Genomic DNA, 19,791 nt, shown 5'->3' on the forward strand with positions numbered 1-19,791 from the left:
CATCCGCCGTTGAGCGTGTCAGACGGCGTCGTTGAAGGCTCGCGTCGGCACGAAGAGCATCAGGGCGGCCGCCGCAAGGCCCGTTGCAGAGCATACGATCCACACCGTCATGTAGCCCTCGAACGAGCCGGCGGTTCCGGTGGCTGACGCGCCCGCAGCGAATGTCGAGAGCGCGATGCCGAAGACGCATGACGCCGCTGCGCCGCCAACGGTCTTGACCGAGTTGGTGAGACCTGTCGCAACGCCGGTCTGGCCTTCAGGAGCAGCGGCAGCGGCGGCAGCCGGCAGTGATGCGACCAAGGCGCCTGAGCCGAGTCCGACGATGACCATGTTCGCGATGACCTGCAGGTAGGTGTCGTGGAACGGCAGAAAGAGCCCGAAGCCGAGCGCCACGAGCAGGCATGCGATCAGCAGCGCCCATCTGGGCGTCGTCAGGCGTGACACGGTGGGCACGAGCAGCGCCCCGATGACCATGGCGATCAGGTAGACGCCGATGATCAGCGAAGTCTCGAAACCGCTGGTGCCGAGCCCGTAGCCGGTCACGCTCGGGTCGGTGCGGGCGAAGGTCGACAGCGGAGCCTGGGCGCCGAGCACCGAGACGCCGAAGAGGCCAGCGGTCGCGAACACCGGCCACAGCCTCGAGTCCGCGAACATGCGCATGTCGATGATCGGGTCGGCGTGCGCGAGCTCGATGCGCACGAACGCCCAGACGCCGACAGCGCCCAGAAGCATGGCGCCCGCTGCCGCCCAGAACATCGGGCTGCCGGTGTCGATGCCGCTTGCCCGCAGCAGAAAGAAGCCGCCCATGACGGCGATGAGCGCAAGCGTGATCGTCACGAGACCGCGAAAGTCGAAGGCGGATGCGCGCCAGTTCTCGGGAGAGGCTCCCGGCGTCTCCTTGACGCCCACGGCGATGACGATCCAGCAGATGCCCACGACGACCGCGGGAATCAGCAGCACGACCTGCAGCGACAGCGAGTCGATGAGCGCACCTCCGACGAGTGCACCGGAGATCGCGCCGAGCTCGAGCGCGCCCACGAGCACACCGGCGGCCCTTCTCGTCAGTGCTGGCGCGCCTCCCGCGATTCGGTCGCCCTGCTGCTGGGCCAGGTGGCGGCTGCGAATGTAGACGAGGGCGATCTCGAGCGGCAGCCACACGACGTAGAACCCCTGCACGGCCCAGGCGATCAGAAAGAGCCAGAACACGGGCGAGAAGGCCAGCATGAGCGACGCCGCGAATGTCACGGCCGTCGACAGCAGCAGGATGCGCCTGTGGCCGATCTGGTCGCCGAGCTTCGACAGAGCAGGAACGACCATGGCAGACAGCATCAGCTGGGCGCCCTCGAGCCAGTTGACGTCAGCGTCGCCGACCCCCAGGTGACGTGCAATGTCGGTGAGCATGGGCGTGTAATAGCCCTGCAGCACCCCGCTCGTGAACTCGACGAATGCGAGGTAGCCGACGACCGAAGCGAGTCCGCCGAAGAGCAGCGGAGCCGCCCGCCTGCTCATGCCGCGCTCTCTTCAGCCCAGGATCCGCCTCTGGCCAGCACCAGTGCGCGATGAAACTGCTCGCCGCGCACGAGTGACGAGACGGCAATCCGTTCATTCTCTCCGTGGATGCCTGCGCGCTCGTCTGCATTCATCAGCAGCGGCGCGAATCGATAGACGTGCGGGCACCACGTGTGGAAGTGCCGCGAGTCGCTCGCAGCCATCATCAGGTACGGCACGGGGGCGACCCCCGGCCAGGAGGCAGCGAGCGCGTCTGACAGCAGCTCGAAGCGATCGCCGACGGGTGATGATGCAGACGGCTCATGCGCTTCGACAATCGTGAGCTCAACGCTGTCGTCTCGGATGCGCCGCCTGAGCGCCCGCATCGTGGCCTGCACCGATGAGCCCGGCAGGATGCGGCAGTTGAGCGTCGCCGTGGCCTCGGTCGCGACCACATTGTCGGCAGATCCGCCGCTGATCCTCGTCTGTGCGACGGTCGTGCGCACCATGGCGGCCGACTCGCCGCCCGATGCAGCCAGCAGCTCGGCGGTCACGCGCCCGCCGCGGCCCGCTGCCTTGAGCGCGCCTCCTGCCGCACCGTCGGCCAGTGGCGCGAATGCCGCGAGCATCGACTGCACAGCTCGAGTGAGACGGGGCTGCAGGGGCCTGCGCTCAATGCGACGCAGTGCGTTCGCGATGCGTGCGATGGGTGCATCGGGAATCGGCGCGGATGCGTGTCCGCCGGCGCCCGACGACGACAGCCGAACGGTGAGCACGCCCTTCTCGGCGAGCCCGATCATGGCGCAGCGCGCGTCGACGAAGCTGAGCGGCGCATCCGTCACTGCTCCTCCTTCGTCGAGCACGAGGTGCGGAACTTCGCCGTCCAGCTCGCTTTGCAGCAGTGCAGACATGGCCTTGGCGTTGCCGCCCATCACCTCTTCGTCGCCGCCCAGCACGATCCAGATGTCGTGTGCGGGGGTGAATCCAGCCGCGAGCAGATTCTCGACCGCGTCGAGCATCACGACGAGCGGCCCCTTGTCGTCGAGGGCGCCGCGCCCTGTGATCCAGTCCTCGCCCGCGGCTGAGGCGGTCTCGCCTGAGAAGGGAGCTGCCTGCCAGCCGGTCGACTGCCAGTCTTCGGGAGCCGGCACGACGTCCCAGTGGGCCATCAGCACCAGGGGAGCAGCGCTCGTCTCGCCGCGCCAGTGAAACAGAAGTCCTGTGCCGTCGACGGTGCGCAGGGCGAGGTCAGCATGGATGCGCGGGTACAGCGTGCGAAGCACCCCCGGAAAGCGCGCAAAAGCATCATTGTGTGCGGTTCGCTCTGCTGAGACGGTGGGAATGCGAATCAGAGTCGACAGCCTTTCGGCAATGCCGTCTCTCGCCTGGACGTCGTTGACCATGGCCTGAGTGTACTCATTCGAGAGGCCCGCTCCGGCGGTCGATGGCGGTGCGCGCATCTGTGGGAGGATGGAAGGCAGTCCAGACCGCCGATCACGAGAGGAACACGTGAGTCCACGCGCATCCTCGCCGCTCCAGCCGGCGCAGACCAAGCCCGCCTCGATTCGCAACTTCTGCATCATCGCGCACATCGACCACGGCAAGTCGACACTGGCCGACCGCATGCTGCAGCTGACGGGTGCCGTCGAAGAGCGCGTGATGCGAGCCCAGTACCTCGACCGCATGGACATCGAGCGCGAGCGCGGCATCACGATCAAGAGCCAGGCCGTGCGCATGCCCTGGGAGGTCGACGGCGAGACCTACGCGCTCAACATGATCGACACCCCGGGCCACGTCGACTTCACCTACGAGGTGTCACGCTCCCTTGCAGCGTGCGAGGGCGCCATCCTCCTCGTTGACGCAGCGCAGGGCATCGAGGCGCAGACGCTCGCAAACCTCTACTTGGCCATGGAGAACGATCTCGAGATCATCCCCGTGCTCAACAAGATCGACCTGCCAGCGGCGGACCCCGAGAAGTACGCGGCAGAGATCGCCGGCCTCATCGGCGGCAGCGCAGACGACGTGCTGCGAGTCTCAGGCAAGACCGGCGAGGGCGTCGACGCGCTGCTCGACCGCGTGGTGGGCACGATTCCCGCTCCGGTCGGCGACGAGGACGCACCGGCGCGCGCCATGATCTTCGACTCCGTGTACGACGCGTACCGCGGGGTCGTCACCTTCGTGCGCATGATCGACGGCAAGCTCGAGCCGCGCGAGAAGATCCAGATGATGTCGACCGGCTCGACGCACGAGCTGCTCGAGATCGGCGTTTCCAGCCCCGAGCCCGTGCCCAGCAAGGGGCTCGGCACCGGCGAGGTCGGCTACCTGATCACAGGTGTGAAAGACGTGCGCCAGTCGAAGGTCGGCGACACCGTCACGAATGCTCGCACGCCCGCTGAGCAGGCGCTGACCGGCTACGAAGAGCCCAAGCCCATGGTGTTCTCGGGTCTGTACCCGATCGACGGCGGCGACTACCCGGTGCTGCGCGAGGCGCTCGACAAGCTCAAGCTCTCTGACGCGGCGCTCGTCTACGAGCCCGAGACATCGGTCGCGCTGGGCTTCGGCTTCCGCTGCGGCTTCCTCGGCCTCCTCCACCTCGAGATCATCAGCGAGCGACTCCGCCGCGAGTTCAACCTCGACCTGATCGCGACCGCGCCCAGCGTCATCTACCAGGTGCAGCGCGAAGACGGCGAGCTCGTCCGGGTGACGAACCCCTCGGAGTTCCCCGACGGCCGCATCGAGAAGATCATCGAGCCCGTCGTGCGCTCGACGATCCTCGCACCGAAGGACTACGTCGGAGCCATCATGGAGCTCTGCCAGTCGCGTCGCGGCACCCTCGACGGCATGGACTACCTCTCAGAAGATCGCGTCGAGCTTCGCTACCGGCTGCCGCTCGGCGAGATCGTGTTCGACTTCTTCGATCACCTGAAATCACGCACGCAGGGCTACGCATCGCTCGACTACGAAGTCGACGGCGAGCAGGAGGCCGACCTCGTCAAGGTCGACATCCTGCTGCAGGGCGAGCAGGTCGACGCATTCAGCGCGATCGTGCACCGTGACAAGGCCTACGCCTACGGTGTGCTGATGAGCGGCAAGCTCAAAGAGCTCATCCCGCGCCAGCAGTTCGAGGTGCCGATCCAGGCCGCCATCGGCGCCCGGATCATCGCCCGCGAGAACATCCGCGCCATCCGCAAGGACGTGCTCTCCAAGTGCTACGGCGGTGACATCAGCCGAAAGCGCAAGCTGCTCGAGAAGCAGAAGGAAGGCAAGAAGCGCATGAAGATGGTCGGCCGCGTCGAGGTGCCGCAAGAGGCCTTCATCGCAGTGCTGTCGACCGGAGAGACGAAGAAGGACGCAAAGTGAGCAGAAAGCCAGTGCAGGAGCGCAGCACGAACTACGGCCAGATCGGCATCACGTCGCAGGCTGAGTTCGAGCGGTTCATCCCGAGGGGCTTCCACCTCAACGAGCACCGTGCGCGCATCGGCCACGGTCGCCCGCGGTTCGATGCGGCCGTCGCCGGACTCCGCACCTGGCAGGTGCAGCGCCTCAGCGGCATCTCGGTCGAGGTGCTTCCCGCCGACGCAGGCGATGTCTACTCGCCCGTCATCTTCGACGGCGACGACGTCGCACGCGGCGCCAGCTACGAGAAGCCGACCGACTACGACGCCACGGGCGCGGCCCTGCTGCAGCCCGGCGACTCGGCGATCCAGCGCATCCGCGTTGCCGGCAAGCAGTTTCAGGCACCCATTCGCGTCATCTCGGTGCTCGACGAGGCCGACTCGCACACCGTCACCTTCGGGGCGCTCGAGGGCCACCCCGAGAAGGGCGAAGAGCGGATGCGCGTCACCATCGGCGAAGACGGTGCGGTGCATTTCGAGCTGCGTGTGATCTGGGCGCCGAATGCCTGGTGGCTGCGTCCGACGATGCCCTGGTTCAAGCGGATCCAGCGCAAGCATCACGGTCGCTTCATGACCGCTCTGACGAAGGTCTGACATGGCGCGGCTGCCCGACGGCGACCCGGCTCCTGCAGACGGCGCCCTTCCGCAGTCTGCCGCAGAGGGCGCAGACGAGCGCGCGTTCGGCGTCTACCTGCATGTTCCGTACTGCCGGGTGCGCTGCGGGTACTGCGACTTCAACACCTACACGGCCGACGAGCTGCGGGGCACGAACCAGTCGTCATACATCGACACGGCGCTGACCGAGCTGTCGCTCGCGAAGGGCGTCATGGCTGACCTCGGGGCCTCCCGTGAGATCAGCACCGTCTTCTTCGGCGGCGGCACGCCCACCATCCTTCCTCCCAGTGATCTCGTGCGCGCCCTGCACGGCATGCGCGACGCCTTCGGCCTGGCAGACGGCGCCGAGGTCACCACCGAGGCGAATCCCGACTCGATCGACGCAGCCGGGCTCCGAGAGCTCGCGGCAGGCGGCTTCACCAGGGTCAGCTTCGGCATGCAGTCAGCTGTTCCGCACGTGCTGCGCACGCTCGACCGCACGCATGACCCCGCGCGCGTGCCGCACGTCGTCGAATGGGCACGCGACGCCGGGCTCGAGGTCAGCATCGACCTCATCTACGGCACCCCGGGCGAGACGCTCGACGACTGGCAGCGCAGCCTCGACGCCGCGATCTCCTACGACACCGACCATCTCTCGGCATACTCGCTCATCGTCGAGGACGGCACCGCAATGGCCCGCAACATCCGCGCCGGACGCGTGCCTGAGATCGACGAGGATCTGCAGGCCGACATGTACGAGATGGCGGATGCGCGGCTCGCCGAAGCAGGCTACGACTGGTACGAGGTGAGCAACTGGGCCAAGAGCGGCCTCGTGTCGCGCCACAACCTCTCGTACTGGCAGGGCGCCGACTGGTGGGGTATCGGCCCCGGGGCACACAGCCACGTCGGGGGAGTGCGCTGGTGGAACGTGAAGCACCCGTCTGCCTACGCCGATCGCCTGCGAGAGGGCGTCTCACCGGCGCTGGCGCGGGAGACCCTCGACGAGCACACCCGGTGGAGCGAGCGCGTGCTGCTGGAGACGCGCATCCGCGAAGGACTCGATGCTCAGGTGCTGACTGCTGAGGGCCGTCAGGCTGTCGCTGGGCTCATCGCGGATGGTCTGCTGGATGCGAAAGCCGCCCTCGCGGGCCGGATTGTTCCGACGCTGCGAGGGCGGCTGCTGGCTGATCGAGTGGCGCGAGCGCTTACTTGACCATCTTGATGGTCAGCGGGTAGTTCGACGAACCGCCGTTGCTGACCTTTGACATCGAGACGAAGGCAAAGATGATCGCGAGAATCAGCGGGACGACGTACAGCCAGATCGTCAGGAAGCCGATGAACACGAACATGAGAATCGAGCTGACGATGAGGATGCCGGCTGTGTAGATCAGCATGCTCAACTGGAAGTTGAGAGATGCCGCCAGCTCCTGGCGGGCAAAGGGGCCCTTGTCCTTGCCAGTGACATACATGATGATGGCGACCAGCCAACCGAGACCGAAGATCGATCCGATTCCAGCGAACATGTGGCCGTTCTTGGCGGTTTCGACTTCGTCCTGCGGACTCGAGGGCATTCCGTATCCCTGACCGGCACCGTACTGAGGCTGCCCGGGTGCGCCGTACTGGCCACCCTGCCCAGGTGCGCCGTACTGCCCGCCAGCGGGCGCGCCGTAGTTGGGCTGGCCGGGAGCCGCGTACTGCCCCTGGTCGGCAGGAGCGCTGCCGTAGCCTCCTGCAGGCGCGCCGTACTGACCCTGGTCAGCCGGTGCGCTGCCGTAGCCGGGAGCGGGTGCGCTTCCGTAAGGGTTCTGCTCTGCCGGTGCGCTGAACTGCTGGCCCTGGTCGGCGGGTGCGCTGCCGTAGCTGGGAGCGGGTGCGCTTCCGTAGGGGTTCTGCTCTGCCGGTGCGCTGAACTGCTGGCCCTGGTCGGCGGGTGCGCCGTACGGGTTCTGCTCTGCGGGTGCGCTTCCGTAGGGGTTCTGCTCAGCCGGTGCGCTGAACTGCTGACCCTGGTCGGCAGGAGCCCCGAAGTCTGCAGCAGGTGCAGCGTAGGGGTTCTGCTCAGCGGGTGCGCTGAACTGCTGGCTCTGGTCTGCAGGAGCCCCGAAGTCGGCAGCAGGTGCGTTCGCGGCGTCGCCGTCGTGCTCGTTGCCTCCGTGAGAAGGATTGGTCTGATCAGTCATGGTGCCCTTCCTTGGCTCTTCTGACGTTTTGCTGACCATTCTGCCCGGGTCAAGCTGTGAATGGGCATGACACGCTAGGATTGGCAGTCGGGAGCGATGAGTGCCAGTACGTTCCCAGCGTTTCAGGAAGGGCGGTGCAGGCGTGGTTTCGGACCGAGGCCTAGAAGTTCTGAGGGCCATCGTGCAGGACTACGTGTCCATCGGCGAGCCCGTGGGTTCCAAGGCAATCGTCGACCGTCACAGCTTCGGCGTGAGCGCCGCAACGATCCGCAATGACATGGCAGTGCTCGAAGAGGACGAGCTGATCACAGCACCGCACACCTCGAGCGGACGTGTGCCGACCGACAAGGGCTATCGGGTCTTCGTCGACCGACTGCAGGCCGCGCGCCCGCTCACCGTGGCCCAGCGACACGCCATCGCGCAGTTCCTCGAGCCCGCAGCAGACTTCGACGACGTCATGCAGCGATCGGTGCGGCTGCTGGCTCAGCTCACCAACCAGCTGGCCATCGTCCAGTACCCGACTCGAGCCGAGTCGCCTGCGAAGCGCATCGAGCTCGTCCCGGTGTCTGACACTCGTGTGCTCGTCATCGTCATCAGAGAGTCGGGCTCGATCGAGCAGCGCATGGTCGACCTCCCGCACGCCATGGAAGACCACGAGCGACTGCTCCTGGTTCGCCTGCTGAGCGACGCGATCCGCGACGGCGACGAGAGCCCTGACGAGTCGCTTGAGCCTCGCCTCAGGCCGATAGCCAGGGCAGTGTCAGATGCTGTCGAGCAGATGATGGCGCCTGCACGGCCCGACAGGATGCTCGTGGCAGGCACGTCGAACCTTGTTCGCACTGGACACGACTTCGCGCACTCCGTGATGCCTGTGCTCGAAGCGATCGACGAGCAGGTAACCTTGCTTCGGCTCTTCGGCGAGATGGCGGCAGGCGAGGACGGCATCGCAACCAGCATCGGCAGCGAGAACTCCGGTTCGCTGCACGAGGCTTCCATCATCGCGGGCGGCTATGCCGCACCGGGCTCAGACATGGCAAGGGTCGGGGTTCTCGGCCCGACCCGAATGGACTACGCAAGCAACATGGCAGCCGTGAGGGCGGTAGCACGCTACCTCTCGCGGGTGCTGAGTGAGGACGCATGAGCGATCATTACCAGACCCTGGGCGTCGAGCGCGACGCTTCCCAGCAGGACATCAAGCGCGCATACAACCGACTGGCGCGTGAGCTTCACCCCGATCACAACCCGTCTGCTGAAGCAGAGGAGCGGTTCAAGCAGGTCAACCACGCGTATGACGTGCTCTCGAGCGCTGACAAGCGCAGCGCGTACGATCGCGGCGATGTCGGTGGCCCCGGCGGCGCGAACATGGGCTTCGACTTCGGCGACATCTTCAGCCAGTTCTTCGGCGGAGGAGGCCAGCGCCAGGGGCCCATCCCGAGGCGACAGCCCGGCCAGGACTCGCTGCTGCGCCTGAACCTGACGCTCGACGAGGTCATGTTCGGCGTGCACAAAGAGGTCAGGGTGCAGACCGCAGTGCTCTGCGAGACGTGCAACGGTTCCTGCGTGGCCGAAGGCACGCGCGAAGAGCAGTGCGACATCTGCGGAGGCTCCGGCCACGTGCAGCGCCAGATGCGCTCGCTCCTCGGCAATGTCGTCACGACACAGCCCTGCCAGAGCTGCCGCGGTCACGGCACCACCATTCCGCACCCGTGCCCCGGCTGCGACGGTCACGGCCGCGTCCGCTCCGAGCAGGTCATCCCCGTCGACGTCCCTGCCGGTGTCGACACCGGACTCCGCATCCAGATGCCCGGCAAGGGCGAAGTCGGCGAGGCCGGCGGCCCCGCCGGAACCCTGCACCTCGAGGTGAACGTCAAGCACCACGATGTCTTCAGCCGCGACGGCGACGACATCCTCGGCACGCTCGAGGTCTCGCTGCCCGATGCCATGCTCGGCGTCTCCTCCCGAATCGACGCGCTCGACGGACCGGTCGACGTCACCGTCAAGGCGGGCGTGATGGCCGGCGACATCATCACGGTTGCCGATCGCGGTGTCACGAAGCTGCGCGGCAGCGGTCGCGGCGACCTGCGACTCGCGGTGCAGCTCATGACCCCGCAGCGACTCGATCACAAGACCGAGGCACTGGTGAAAGACCTGCGCAAGCGACTCGGGTCGTCATCGCCGCAGCTGTCGAAGTTCCAGCAGGGGCTCTTCGCCAGGCTCCGCGACCGCTTCTTCGGGTAGTCCGAACCATGGCCCACTGCTACCACCTGCCGGGTGCGGCCGACGCTTCCGTCGGCGACGAGCTCGAGATCACGGGCTCCGAGGCGCATCACGCTGTCGTTGCACGGGCAAGGCCGGGCGAGCAGCTGCTCGTCACTAGCGGCGACGGCGTGATCGCCGGCGTCACGGTCGTGTCGGTCGATCGCAAGCGCGTCAGCGTCAGGGTCGACTCCACCGAGCGATTCGAGCAGCGAACCCCTCGTGTCACGCTCGTGCAGGCACTGGCCAAGACCGATCGGGCAGAGGTCGGCATTGCCGCGGCCACGGAGCTCGGCGCCGACGCGATCGTGCCGTGGCAGGCATCCAGGTCGGTGTCGCAGTGGCGCGGCGACAAGGCGGAGCGCGGAGTCGAGAAGTGGCGCAGCGCCGTCACTGAAGCTGCAAAGCAGTCGGTGCGTCCCTTTGTGCCGATCGTGCATCCGCTCATGACCACCGGTGACGTCTGTTCCATGAACGAGCAGCTCGTGGTGCTGCATCCCGAGGCCAGCAGCGGCATCGACGCTGTTCCCGTCGATCGTGATCTGGCGCTTGTCGTCGGCCCCGAGGGCGGAGTCTCTGCTGAAGAGCGCGCGCAGTTCGCTGCAGCCGGCGCCATCGAGGTCAAGCTCGGTCCCGAAGTGCTTCGCACGTCCACCGCGGGGCTGGCAGCACTCGCTGCGCTCAGCCCTGCGCTCGGCAGATGGCACCGTGGGTAGAATCGCAGCATGAGCGAAGAGAGCGTCTTCACAAAGATCATTGCCCGAGAGATTCCCGCGAAGATCGTCGTCGAGAACGATCGCATCATCGCCTTCGAAGACATCAGCCCGCAGGCCGAGTGTCACGTGCTGATCGTGCCGAAGACGAGCGAGTACTCGACCGTCGAAGAGCTCGCCGCTGCAGACCCTGTGCTGCTGGGCGAGATGATCGCGCTGGCACGCCCCATCGCTGTCGAGCGCGGCAACGGTGACTACCGGCTCGTGTTCAACACGGGCGAGAAGGCCGGACAGACGGTGCACCACGTGCACATGCATGTGCTGTCGGGGCCTTCACTGACTGAGGAGAGCATTGCGTGACAAAGAGGCGACATTCACTGCAGACGGCATCCAGATGGTGCGGCTGCTCGGCCCCCAGGACCGTCTGCTGACCAGGCTCGAGCATGAGTTCCCGCTCGTTCGAGTCACGGTTCGCGGCAACGAGATCTCGATGCTCGGCGACGAAGACCAGGTCGACCAGGCCAGCAGGCTCGTCGGCGAGATGATCGCACTGGTTCGAGACGGCGTCGACTTCGGGGCAGCCGAGGTGACAGAGGGCGCCCGTGCGGCCAGAACCGGCGATCGCTCCGTGACGGATGCGGTCGGCTCGGTGATCCTGCAGCGCGGCAACAAGACCATCAGGCCGAAGACGGCCGGGCAGAGCGACTACGTCGACTCGATCGACGAGAACACGATCGTGTTCGGCATCGGCCCCGCCGGCACCGGCAAGACCTACCTCGCCATGGCCAAGGCCGTGCAGGCGCTGCACCGCAAAGAGGTCAATCGCATCATCCTCACGCGTCCGGCTGTCGAAGCCGGCGAGCGACTGGGCTTCCTGCCCGGCACACTGACCGACAAGATCGATCCCTACCTTCGGCCGCTCTACGACGCGCTGAACGAGATGATGGATCCCGACATGGTGCCGAAGCTGCTCACGACGGGGGTCGTCGAGGTCGCGCCCCTTGCGTACATGCGCGGTCGCACCCTCAATGACTCGTTCGTCGTGCTCGACGAAGCGCAGAACACGACACCAGAGCAGATGAAGATGTTCCTCACCAGGCTCGGATTCGGATCACGGATGGTCGTCACGGGCGATGCGACGCAGGTCGACCTCCCGGCGGGCAGCAGCGGGCTTCAGGTTGCCCAGCAGGTGCTGAAGGGCATCGAAGACGTGCACTTCGCCAGGCTCACGAGCAAGGACGTCGTTCGCCACACGCTCGTCGGCGAGATCGTCGACGCCTACACCGCATACGACGAGCGCGAGATCGCACGCAAGCACGCCGCTGAGAGCAGAGGACGACGATGAGCATCGAGCTGCTGAACGAGACTGACGCGAAGCTCGACGAGGCGCGCATCATCGGTGCAGTGCGCCACGTGCTGGCGAGCCTCCACGTGCACCCCGACGCCGAAGTCAGCATCGTGCTCGTAGACGCGGCCGCCATCGAGCAGCTGCACGTGCAGTGGCTCGACATTCCGGGCCCCACCGACGTGCTGTCGTTCCCGATGGATGAGCTGCGCCCCGGGTCACCCGAACACCCGACGCCGCCGGGGATGCTCGGCGACATCGTGCTGTGCCCAGAGGTCGCGGCCGAGCGGGCGAGCGAAGCCGGCCACGAGACGATGCACGAAGTGCTCCTGCTGACCGTGCACTCGACGCTGCATCTGCTGGGGTACGACCACGCAGAAGCCGACGAGAAGCGCGAGATGTTCGAGCTGCAGGACCGGCTGCTTGCTGAGTTCGAGGCCGCTGATGCTTGAGACGCTGTTCTTCGTGATCGCGGCGCTGCTGATCGCGCTGGCGGCCTGGCTTGCGGCCTGTGATGCCGCGATGTCGGTTGTGTCGCGCTCCGACCTCGCCAGGCTCTCCGAGCAGTCTCCGCGCCGCGGCGAGCAGCTCAACCGCATCGGCGAGTCGCTCACGGTGCACATCATGTCGGTGACCTTCGCACGCGTGCTCTCTGAGACCCTTGCGGCCATCCTCGTGACCCTTGCGATCGACTCGCTCGTCGGCGACTGGTGGTGGACGCTGCTGCTTGCCGGGCTCGTCATGGTGCTCTCGTCGTTCGTGCTCGTCGGATCCTCTCCACGAGCCGTCGGACGCACGAGGCCCGAGCAGCTGCTGCGATTCTCGGCCCCGCTGATCCGCACGACTCGCACGATCCTCGGCCCCCTCGCCCAGCTGATCATGGCGGCGGGCGAGAAGGTCACGCCCGGGCACCAGCGCCAGCACGCCTTCGCGAACGAGTCGCAGCTGCTCTCGATGGTCGATGAGGCCACCAGCCGCGACCTGATCGAAGAGGACGAGCGCGAGCTGATCCACTCCGTGTTCGAGTTCGGCGAGACGACCGTGCGCGAAGTCATGATCCCCAGGCCCGACGTCGTCTGGATCGACGGCGACGTCGATGCCGACTCTGCGCTCAAGGTGTTCCTCGAGCACGGGCTCAGCCGCATGCCGGTCGTGGGGGAGTCCTCCGACGACATCCTCGGAATCCTGTATCTGCGCGACGTCGTGAAGTCACGCGTCTGGCGGCCTGAAGAGCACGAGACCGCACACCACCTCGCCAGGCCGGCGCACTGGATGCCCGAGTCGAAGAAGGCCGATGACGCGCTCACCGAACTTCGGGTGCAGCAGGTGCATGTGGCGATGGTGGTCGACGAGTACGGCTCCACTGCCGGTCTCGTCACGCTCGAGGACCTCGTCGAAGAGCTGGTCGGCGAGATCGAGGATGAGTACGACCGCGCCGAAGAGGAGATCCGACTGATCTCGCACGGTGTCGTCGAAGTGTCGTCGAGAACAGACATCGAAGACCTCGGCGAGGCATTCGATCTCGAACTCGATGACGAGGACGTCGACACGGTCGGCGGACTCGTGCAGAAGCTGCTCGGGCGCATGGCCGAAGTCGGAGACGTCGTGCGCTCAGACGGCCTCAGCTTCGAGGTGCTGCGACTCGACGGCAAGGGCCGGCACGTCGGCAGAATTCGCGTAGAACACGAGGAGACACGATGACATTTCGCGCAGGATTCCTGACGTTCGTGGGGCGGCCCAATGCTGGCAAGTCCACGCTGACGAATGCCCTGCTGGGCGAGAAGATCGCGATCACGTCGTCGAAGCCGCAGACGACCAGACGCACGATTCGCGGCATCCTCACCCGCCCCGACTCGCAGCTGATCATCGTCGACACCCCCGGCATGCACCGTCCCCGAACCGAACTGGGCAAGCGGCTGAATGCCATGGTTCGCGAAGCGATCTCGGATGTGCAGGTCGTCTGCATGTGCATCAGCGCCGACGAGCCGATCGGCCCGGGGGACCGCTTCATCTCTGCTGAGATCGACGCCAACCCCCGTGCTCGAACGGTCGCCGTCGTGACGAAGACCGACAAGGCGAGCAAGTCGAAGACTGCCGAGCGGCTGCTCGAGATCGAGCAGCTGCGCGACTGGGACGCCGTGGTTCCGGTCTCGGCGCTGCAGGGCTCGCAGCTCGAAGACCTCGTGGATGTCATCGAGTCGCTGATGCCGGAGTCTCCGAAGCTGTATCCAGACGACATGATCACGGAGCAGGTCACGGGCGACCGAATCGCTGAGCTCATTCGCGAGGCGTCGCTCGAGGAATCGTGGGACGAGCTTCCGCACTCCATCATCGTGACCGTCGACGAGATGGTCGATCGAGAAGACGGCATCACCGAGATCTTTGCGAACCTGTGGGTCGAGCGCGACAGCCAGAAGGGCATCGTGATCGGCCAGCGAGGCGCTCGCATCCGTCAGATCGGAGCCGATGCCCGTCGCGAGATCGAGGCGCTGCTCGGGCACCAGGTGCATCTACAGCTGCAGGTGAAGGTCGCCAAGGAGTGGCAGGGCGACGCCAAGCAGCTGGGCCGCTTCGGCTTCTAGCCCTGGTCGTACTCGTGCTCGGGGGCCGGATACGCCCCAGAGCGCACGTCATTCTGAAACTCGACGGCGGCGTCTCGGAGCGTCTGGCCGATCTGCGCGTACTGCTTGACGAATCGCGGAGTGCGACCGGTGCTGAATCCTGCCCAGTCGGTCCAGACGAGCAGCTGGCCGTCGCACTCGGGGCCGGCTCCGACAGAGATCGTCGGGATGCCGACCTCGCGTGTCACTGCGGCGGCGGCATCTGACGGCACCATCTCGATGACGACCGCGAACGCGCCCGCCTCCTCGACAGCGCGCGCGTCGCGCAGCAGCTGTTCGAGGCCCTCGCCGCCACGACCCTGGATCACATGGCCGCCGAGCCCGTGCTCGGACTGGGGCGTGTATCCGATGTGTGCGAGAACGGGAATTCCTGCGTCGACGATGCGGCGGATCTGCTTCGCGACCCGCTCGCCGCCCTCGAGCTTCACAGCGTGGGCGCCCGCCTCCTTCATGAAGCGCGTGGCGTTGTGCAAAGCCTCCTGAGAGCCTGCCTCGTACGAGCCGAACGGCATGTCGGCCACGACGAGCGCACGCTCTGCCGCGCGTGCCACAGCCGCCGTGAGGGGCATGAGCTCTTCGACCGTGACCGGGAGCGTCGTGTCGTAGCCGAAGACGGTGTTGCCGGCCGAGTCGCCGACCAGCAGGAAGTCGATGCCTGCATCGTCGAAGATCTTCGCCGAAAGATAGTCATAGCTGGTGAGTCCCGTGATGCGGATGCTCTCGCGCTTGGCACGTGCGAAGTGCCGGACGCGGATGCGCGCACGTGGCTTCTTGCTCTGGTCGGCTGCGCCGTACGCCGTGGCCTCTTCGCTTGGGGCTGCGGGAGCCTCGGTCTCAGCTGCTGCAGGCTTGTCCATGCCTGCCATCCTACGCTCACCGATCCGCTGGTGCCGGTACTGTTGAGGCACGACCGAAGAGGGGACGAGATGAACAAGCAGCGCGACGCCGTACTCCGTACGATCGAAGAGAAGGACGTTCGCTTCGTGCGGCTGTGGTTCACCGATGTGGTGGGCTGCCTCAAGTCGATCGCCATCGCTCCGGCCGAGGTCGAAGGCGCGTTCACTGAAGGGTTCGGCATCGACGGCTCCGCGATCGAGGGCCTGACGCGTACACAGGAGTCCGACGTCATCGCCAAGGCGGATCCGAGCACGTTCCAGCTGCTCCCGTGGCGCCGAGACCAGGACCACACCGGCCGGATGTTCTGCGACATCTACACCCCCGACGGCCAGCCTGCAGCCGCTGATCCCCGCAATGTGCTCAAGCGCCAGCTCGCCAAGGCCGCCGACCACGGCTTCACGTTCTACACGCACCCCGAGATCGAGTTCTACCTGCTCCGCAACGTCGACGGCCAGCTGCAGCCGGCAGACCGAGCCGGCTACTACGACAACGTCTCGGGAGGCACGGCGCACGACTTCCGGCGCGAGAGCGTCCGCATGCTCGAGCAGCTCGGCATCTCGGTCGAGTTCTCGCACCACGAGGCGGGCCCCGGCCAGAACGAGATCGACCTACGGTACGCAGACGCGCTGACGACCGCCGACAACATCATGACGTTCCGCACGGTGGTGAAAGAGGTGGCCATCGGCCAGGGCGTGCACGCCACGTTCATGCCGAAGCCCTTCGCCGAGCACCCGGGCAGCGGCATGCACACGCACCTCTCGCTGTTCGAGGGCGAATCGAACGCTTTCTACGAGGCGGGCTCGCAGTACCGGCTCTCGAAGACCGGACGCCAGTTCATGGCCGGGATCCTGCATCACGCACCCGAGTTCACAGCGGTCACCAATCAGTTCGTGAACTCCTACAAGCGCGTGTGGGCCGGCGACGAGGCACCGAGCCACATCGCGTGGGGCCACCTCAACCGGTCGGCTCTCATCAGGGTGCCGCTCTCGAAGCCCGGCAAGGCCCAGAGCGCTCGAATCGAGTACCGCGGTCTCGACTCCGGCGCCAACCCGTACCTGTCGTATGCGCTGCTGCTGGCAGCCGGCCTCAAGGGCATCGAAGAGGACTACGAGCTGCCAGAAGAGGCCGTCGACGACATCCCCATGCTGACCAGGCTCGAGCGCAAGGCCATGGGCTTCACGCCGCTGCCCGAGAGCCTCGACCGCGCACTGCGCAACATGGAGGAGTCTGAGCTCGTGGCCGAGACGCTCGGCGAGCAGGTGTTCCAGTTCTTCCTGCGCAACAAGCGCGACGACTGGCAGCAGTATCGCGCCCAGGTCACGCCGTGGGAGTTCGATGCGACGCTGAACCTGCTCTGATGCGCAGGCCCTCGCTCCGCTCGAGACTGGCCACAGCACGCTTCGCAGAGCCCAGCACAGCAGCAGACCTCCTCGAGTCCGTCAGCTCCGAGACGGCGGCGGTCATCCTCGATCGTCTCGATTCCTTCGAAGGCGCGGCCGATCCCGACGTCGCCCTGCGTGAAGTCATCTCGATCATCGAGTCCGGTGCACCCGGTTCCGTGCTCGCAGACAGAGATCGATTCGCGTCGCTCATTCGACTGCTCGGCGCATCCGAGGGCCTCGCTGCGGCGATTCCCCGCATCGACGGTGCCGTAGCCGCCGCTGCCGGCCCCTGGCGCATCCGCTCGCAGGAGGAGTACCGAGAGTCGATGCTGGCGGCAGTCGAAGGCCTCGAGCATGACGATGCCGTCGTCCGCATGCGTCAGGCCTACCGCCTGCACCTGATCGAGATCGCCGGATACGACCTGAGCCAGCCCGAGCCCACCGTCGTCATGCAAGACGTCACGAGAGCCCTCTCTGACATCGCTGCCGGTGCCCTCGAGGCGGCGCTCGCCATCTCCAGACAGTCCGCTGCCGAGAAGCACGGCAGCGAGCAGACAGCCCAGGTCAGGCTGTCGATCATCGCCATGGGCAAGCTCGGTGCGCGTGAACTCAACTACCTCAGCGACGTCGACGTCATCTGGGTGCACGACGGAGGCGACCTCGACGGGCACACTGCCAGCCGCATCGCCCGTGACCTGGCCCGCGACACCATCGCTGCATGCTCGGCTCTGGCACGCGAGGCCGCCCTCTGGGAAGTCGACTCGAACCTCCGGCCAGAGGGCAAGGACGGCGCACTCACGAGAACCCTGAGCTCGCATGTCGCGTACTACGAGCGCTGGGCGAAGGACTGGGAGTTCCAGGCCCTGCTGAAGGCCCGTCACGTGGCCGGAGACGCCGAGCTCGGTGCCGAATACGAAGCCGCCATCGCGCCGTTCGTCTGGAACTCGTCGGCACGCGACGGGTTCGTCGAGTCAGTGCATCGGATGCGCGAGCGAGTCACAGAGCACATCGCAAGCGACGAAGCGGCTCGGCAGCTGAAGCTTGGCCCCGGCGGCCTGCGTGACATCGAGTTCACCGTGCAGCTGCTGCAGCTCGTGCACGGCGCCACCGACGACGGCATCCGGCATCGAGGCACGCTGCCTGCGCTCAGCGCCCTGAGCGAAGGCGGCTACATCGGTCGATCCGACGCAACCGAATTCGCAGAGCACTACCGATTCCTGCGCCTGCTCGAGCACCGCTTGCAGCTCTGGCGCATGTCTCGGACCCACCTCATGCCTGAGGAGCAGGAAGACCTCAGAAGGCTTGCCAGGGCGGCAGGCGCCAGCAGCGCAGACCGCCTCATGGAGCGCTGGCAGACCGTGAAGCGCGACGTGCGCGAGCTGCACCAGCGCATCTTCTACAGGCCTCTGCTGAGCGCTGTCGCCGCGCTGCCCGACGATCAGATCCGGCTCACCAGCGATCAGGCGGTCTCGCGACTGGGCGCCATCGGCTTTGCCGACGCCAAGACTGCGCTGCAGCACATCGCAGCGCTGACGAGCGGGGTCTCGCGCAGGTCGCAGATTCAGAAGGTGCTGCTGCCCGTGCTGCTGCAGTGGTTCGGCGAGGGGCCAGACCCCGACTCCGGCCTGGTGGCATTCCGTCGCCTCAGCGAGTCGCTCGGCGACAGCCCCTGGTTCCTCGGCATGCTGCGCGACTCGAAAGTCGCCGCAGAGAGGCTGACCTTCCTGCTGTCGACCTCCAAGCTCATCGCGGGTCTCATGGAGCGGATGCCCGAGTCGGCGTCGTGGATCGGCACCGATCAGCGGCTGGCACCGAGAACAGAGGCTGCACTGCGCGAGGAGGCCCTTGCCATCGTCAAGCGCCACAAGGACGACGCCGCTGCAGCCGCAGACGGGCTGCGTCACATCCGCCGACGCGAGCTGCTTCGGGCTGCCATGGCGAGTGCCGTCGGCATCGCTGACCCCATCGAGACCGCCGAGACGCTGGTCAGCATCGCACGCGCTGTGATCGATGCGGGCATCCGCCTGCACGAACCCGATCGCGACTACGAGTTCGCAGTGCTCTCGATGGGACGCACCGGCGGCAGCGAGATCGGCTTCGGCAGCGACATCGACGTGCTGTACGTCGTGCGCGGACCTGAAGGCTCGGTCGAGCGCGCAACCGCCCTCGTGCGCAAGCTGGCAGAGACCGTGCGCGATCGTCAGATCAAGTTCGAGCTCGACCCCGGCCTGCGCCCTGAGGGCCGCAAGGGGCCGCTCGTGCGCTCGCTGAAGAGCTACGCGTCGTACTACGAGCGATGGAGCGAAGTGTGGGAGGCGCAGGCACTCCTCAGAGCAGCACCCCTCGCCGGAGACGCCTCGCTGTCAGACGACTTCATCGGCCTCATCGACCCCATCCGCTACTCCGGCCGCTTCACCGCTCGCGACGCCCGTGAGATCCGAAGGATCAAGGCCAGGGTCGAGTCAGAGCGCCTGCCGCAGAATGCCGAGCGTGCAAGGCACCTCAAGCTGGGGTCAGGCTCGCTCTCAGACGTCGAGTGGCTTGTGCAGCTGCTGCAGCTGCAGCATGTGGGGGAGCACCCGGAGCTGCAGACGCCGTCGACGCTCGATGCGCTCGACGCTCTTGTCGAGCACGAGGTGATCGCGCGGATGCAGGCAGACACGCTGCGAGAGGCATGGATGCTGAGCAGCCGGCTGCGCAATGCGCTCTCGCTGGCGCAGGCGCGCACCATCGACGTACTGCCGCACAATCGGGCGCAGCTCGAGTCTGTCGCGCGCATTCTCGGGTACCCGGCTGGCGGCGCAGCGGCGCTTGAAGAGGATTACCTGCACGCCACGAGGCGGTCGCGCAGGATCTTCGAACAGCTCTTCTTCGAGGAGTGAGCACAGAAGAGGCGGCGGCACCCTGTGCAGGTGCCGCC

At 66.5% G+C, this 19,791-nt stretch carries 17 protein-coding genes; 13 read left to right on the forward strand and 4 right to left on the reverse strand.

The genetic code is table 11. The features are described from left to right. Positions 1–18: 18 nt before the first annotated feature. Both CZ674_RS05585 and CZ674_RS05590 read right to left on the reverse strand, forming a co-directional pair. On the reverse strand, positions 19–1,509 hold the full coding sequence (locus CZ674_RS05585) for an MFS transporter (protein ID WP_086991540.1): 1,491 nt from the start codon (positions 1,507–1,509) through the stop codon (positions 19–21). After that, positions 1,506–2,891, reverse strand: a complete 1,386-nt coding sequence (locus CZ674_RS05590) for a M20/M25/M40 family metallo-hydrolase (RefSeq protein WP_086991541.1) — start codon at positions 2,889–2,891, stop codon at positions 1,506–1,508. The genes CZ674_RS05585 and CZ674_RS05590 overlap by 4 nt, the downstream gene beginning before the upstream one ends. 67 nt (positions 2,892–2,958) lie before the next feature. Between CZ674_RS05590 and lepA the strand changes: the two genes are divergently transcribed. From lepA to hemW, 3 genes are read left to right on the forward strand one after another with little or no spacing between them, the layout of a single operon-like run. After that, positions 2,959–4,848, forward strand: coding sequence for a translation elongation factor 4 (gene lepA / locus CZ674_RS05595; protein ID WP_407640215.1), 1,890 nt, complete (start codon positions 2,959–2,961; stop codon positions 4,846–4,848). Next, positions 4,845–5,477, forward strand: coding sequence for a DUF1990 family protein (locus CZ674_RS05600; RefSeq protein WP_086991543.1), 633 nt, complete (start codon positions 4,845–4,847; stop codon positions 5,475–5,477). The genes lepA and CZ674_RS05600 overlap by 4 nt, the downstream gene beginning before the upstream one ends. Before the next feature lies 1 nt (position 5,478). Then, entirely contained in the window at positions 5,479–6,690 is a 1,212-nt protein-coding gene (gene hemW, locus CZ674_RS05605) for a radical SAM family heme chaperone HemW (protein WP_086991544.1), read from the forward strand. On the opposite strand, the gene CZ674_RS05610 is transcribed toward hemW, so the two are convergent. Continuing rightward, the gene (locus CZ674_RS05610) at positions 6,683–7,657 is read right to left on the reverse strand and encodes a DUF4870 domain-containing protein (RefSeq protein ID WP_086991545.1); all 975 of its coding nucleotides are present in this window, start codon (positions 7,655–7,657) and stop codon (positions 6,683–6,685) included. The two genes, hemW and CZ674_RS05610, sit on opposite strands and share 8 nt — an antisense overlap. Positions 7,658–7,799: 142 nt before the next feature. Here CZ674_RS05610 and hrcA point away from each other — a divergent pair, with 142 nt between their 5' ends. The 8 genes from hrcA to era are packed head-to-tail and all read left to right on the forward strand — an operon-like array spanning position 7,800 to position 14,553. Then, positions 7,800–8,798, forward strand: coding sequence for a heat-inducible transcriptional repressor HrcA (hrcA, locus tag CZ674_RS05615; RefSeq protein WP_086991546.1), 999 nt, complete (start codon positions 7,800–7,802; stop codon positions 8,796–8,798). Next, a complete protein-coding gene (locus tag CZ674_RS05620; protein WP_086991547.1) occupies positions 8,795–9,895 on the forward strand; it encodes a DnaJ C-terminal domain-containing protein in 1,101 nt (366 codons plus the stop codon). Before hrcA ends, CZ674_RS05620 begins: the two co-directional genes overlap by 4 nt. Before the next feature lie 8 nt (positions 9,896–9,903). After that, positions 9,904–10,629 (forward strand): 16S rRNA (uracil(1498)-N(3))-methyltransferase, encoded by a 726-nt coding sequence (locus tag CZ674_RS05625; RefSeq protein WP_086991548.1) that lies wholly within the window; start codon positions 9,904–9,906, stop codon positions 10,627–10,629. Positions 10,630–10,638: 9 nt separating this feature from the next. Beyond that, positions 10,639–10,986, forward strand: coding sequence for an HIT domain-containing protein (locus CZ674_RS05630; protein ID WP_086991549.1), 348 nt, complete (start codon positions 10,639–10,641; stop codon positions 10,984–10,986). A gap of 34 nt (positions 10,987–11,020) precedes the next feature. Next, positions 11,021–11,971 carry a PhoH family protein gene (locus CZ674_RS05635; RefSeq protein WP_086991784.1) on the forward strand — a complete coding sequence of 317 codons (951 nt, stop codon included), beginning with the start codon at positions 11,021–11,023 and terminating at the stop codon, positions 11,969–11,971. Further along, complete coding sequence (gene ybeY / locus CZ674_RS05640) at positions 11,968–12,423, forward strand: rRNA maturation RNase YbeY (RefSeq protein ID WP_086991550.1); 456 nt, start codon at positions 11,968–11,970, stop codon at positions 12,421–12,423. The genes CZ674_RS05635 and ybeY overlap by 4 nt, the downstream gene beginning before the upstream one ends. Continuing rightward, positions 12,416–13,672 carry a hemolysin family protein gene (locus CZ674_RS05645; protein ID WP_086991551.1) on the forward strand — a complete coding sequence of 419 codons (1,257 nt, stop codon included), beginning with the start codon at positions 12,416–12,418 and terminating at the stop codon, positions 13,670–13,672. Before ybeY ends, CZ674_RS05645 begins: the two co-directional genes overlap by 8 nt. Beyond that, positions 13,669–14,553 (forward strand): GTPase Era, encoded by an 885-nt coding sequence (era, locus tag CZ674_RS05650; protein ID WP_086991552.1) that lies wholly within the window; start codon positions 13,669–13,671, stop codon positions 14,551–14,553. Before CZ674_RS05645 ends, era begins: the two co-directional genes overlap by 4 nt. Here the strand turns inward: era and panB are convergent. Further along, a complete protein-coding gene (panB, locus tag CZ674_RS05655) occupies positions 14,550–15,449 on the reverse strand; it encodes a 3-methyl-2-oxobutanoate hydroxymethyltransferase (RefSeq protein WP_086991553.1) in 900 nt (299 codons plus the stop codon). The two genes, era and panB, sit on opposite strands and share 4 nt — an antisense overlap. Before the next feature lie 69 nt (positions 15,450–15,518). Between panB and CZ674_RS05660 the strand changes: the two genes are divergently transcribed. Together CZ674_RS05660 and CZ674_RS05665 are read left to right on the forward strand one after the other, a co-directional pair. Then, positions 15,519–16,847 carry a glutamine synthetase family protein gene (locus tag CZ674_RS05660; RefSeq protein WP_086991554.1) on the forward strand — a complete coding sequence of 443 codons (1,329 nt, stop codon included), beginning with the start codon at positions 15,519–15,521 and terminating at the stop codon, positions 16,845–16,847. Further along, complete coding sequence (locus tag CZ674_RS05665; protein WP_086991555.1) at positions 16,847–19,753, forward strand: bifunctional [glutamine synthetase] adenylyltransferase/[glutamine synthetase]-adenylyl-L-tyrosine phosphorylase; 2,907 nt, start codon at positions 16,847–16,849, stop codon at positions 19,751–19,753. The genes CZ674_RS05660 and CZ674_RS05665 overlap by 1 nt, the downstream gene beginning before the upstream one ends. Positions 19,754–19,791 lie beyond the last annotated feature (38 nt).

The organism is Agrococcus casei LMG 22410, assembly GCF_900163565.1.
GTDB classification, from domain to species: Bacteria; Actinomycetota; Actinomycetes; order Actinomycetales; family Microbacteriaceae; genus Agrococcus; species Agrococcus casei.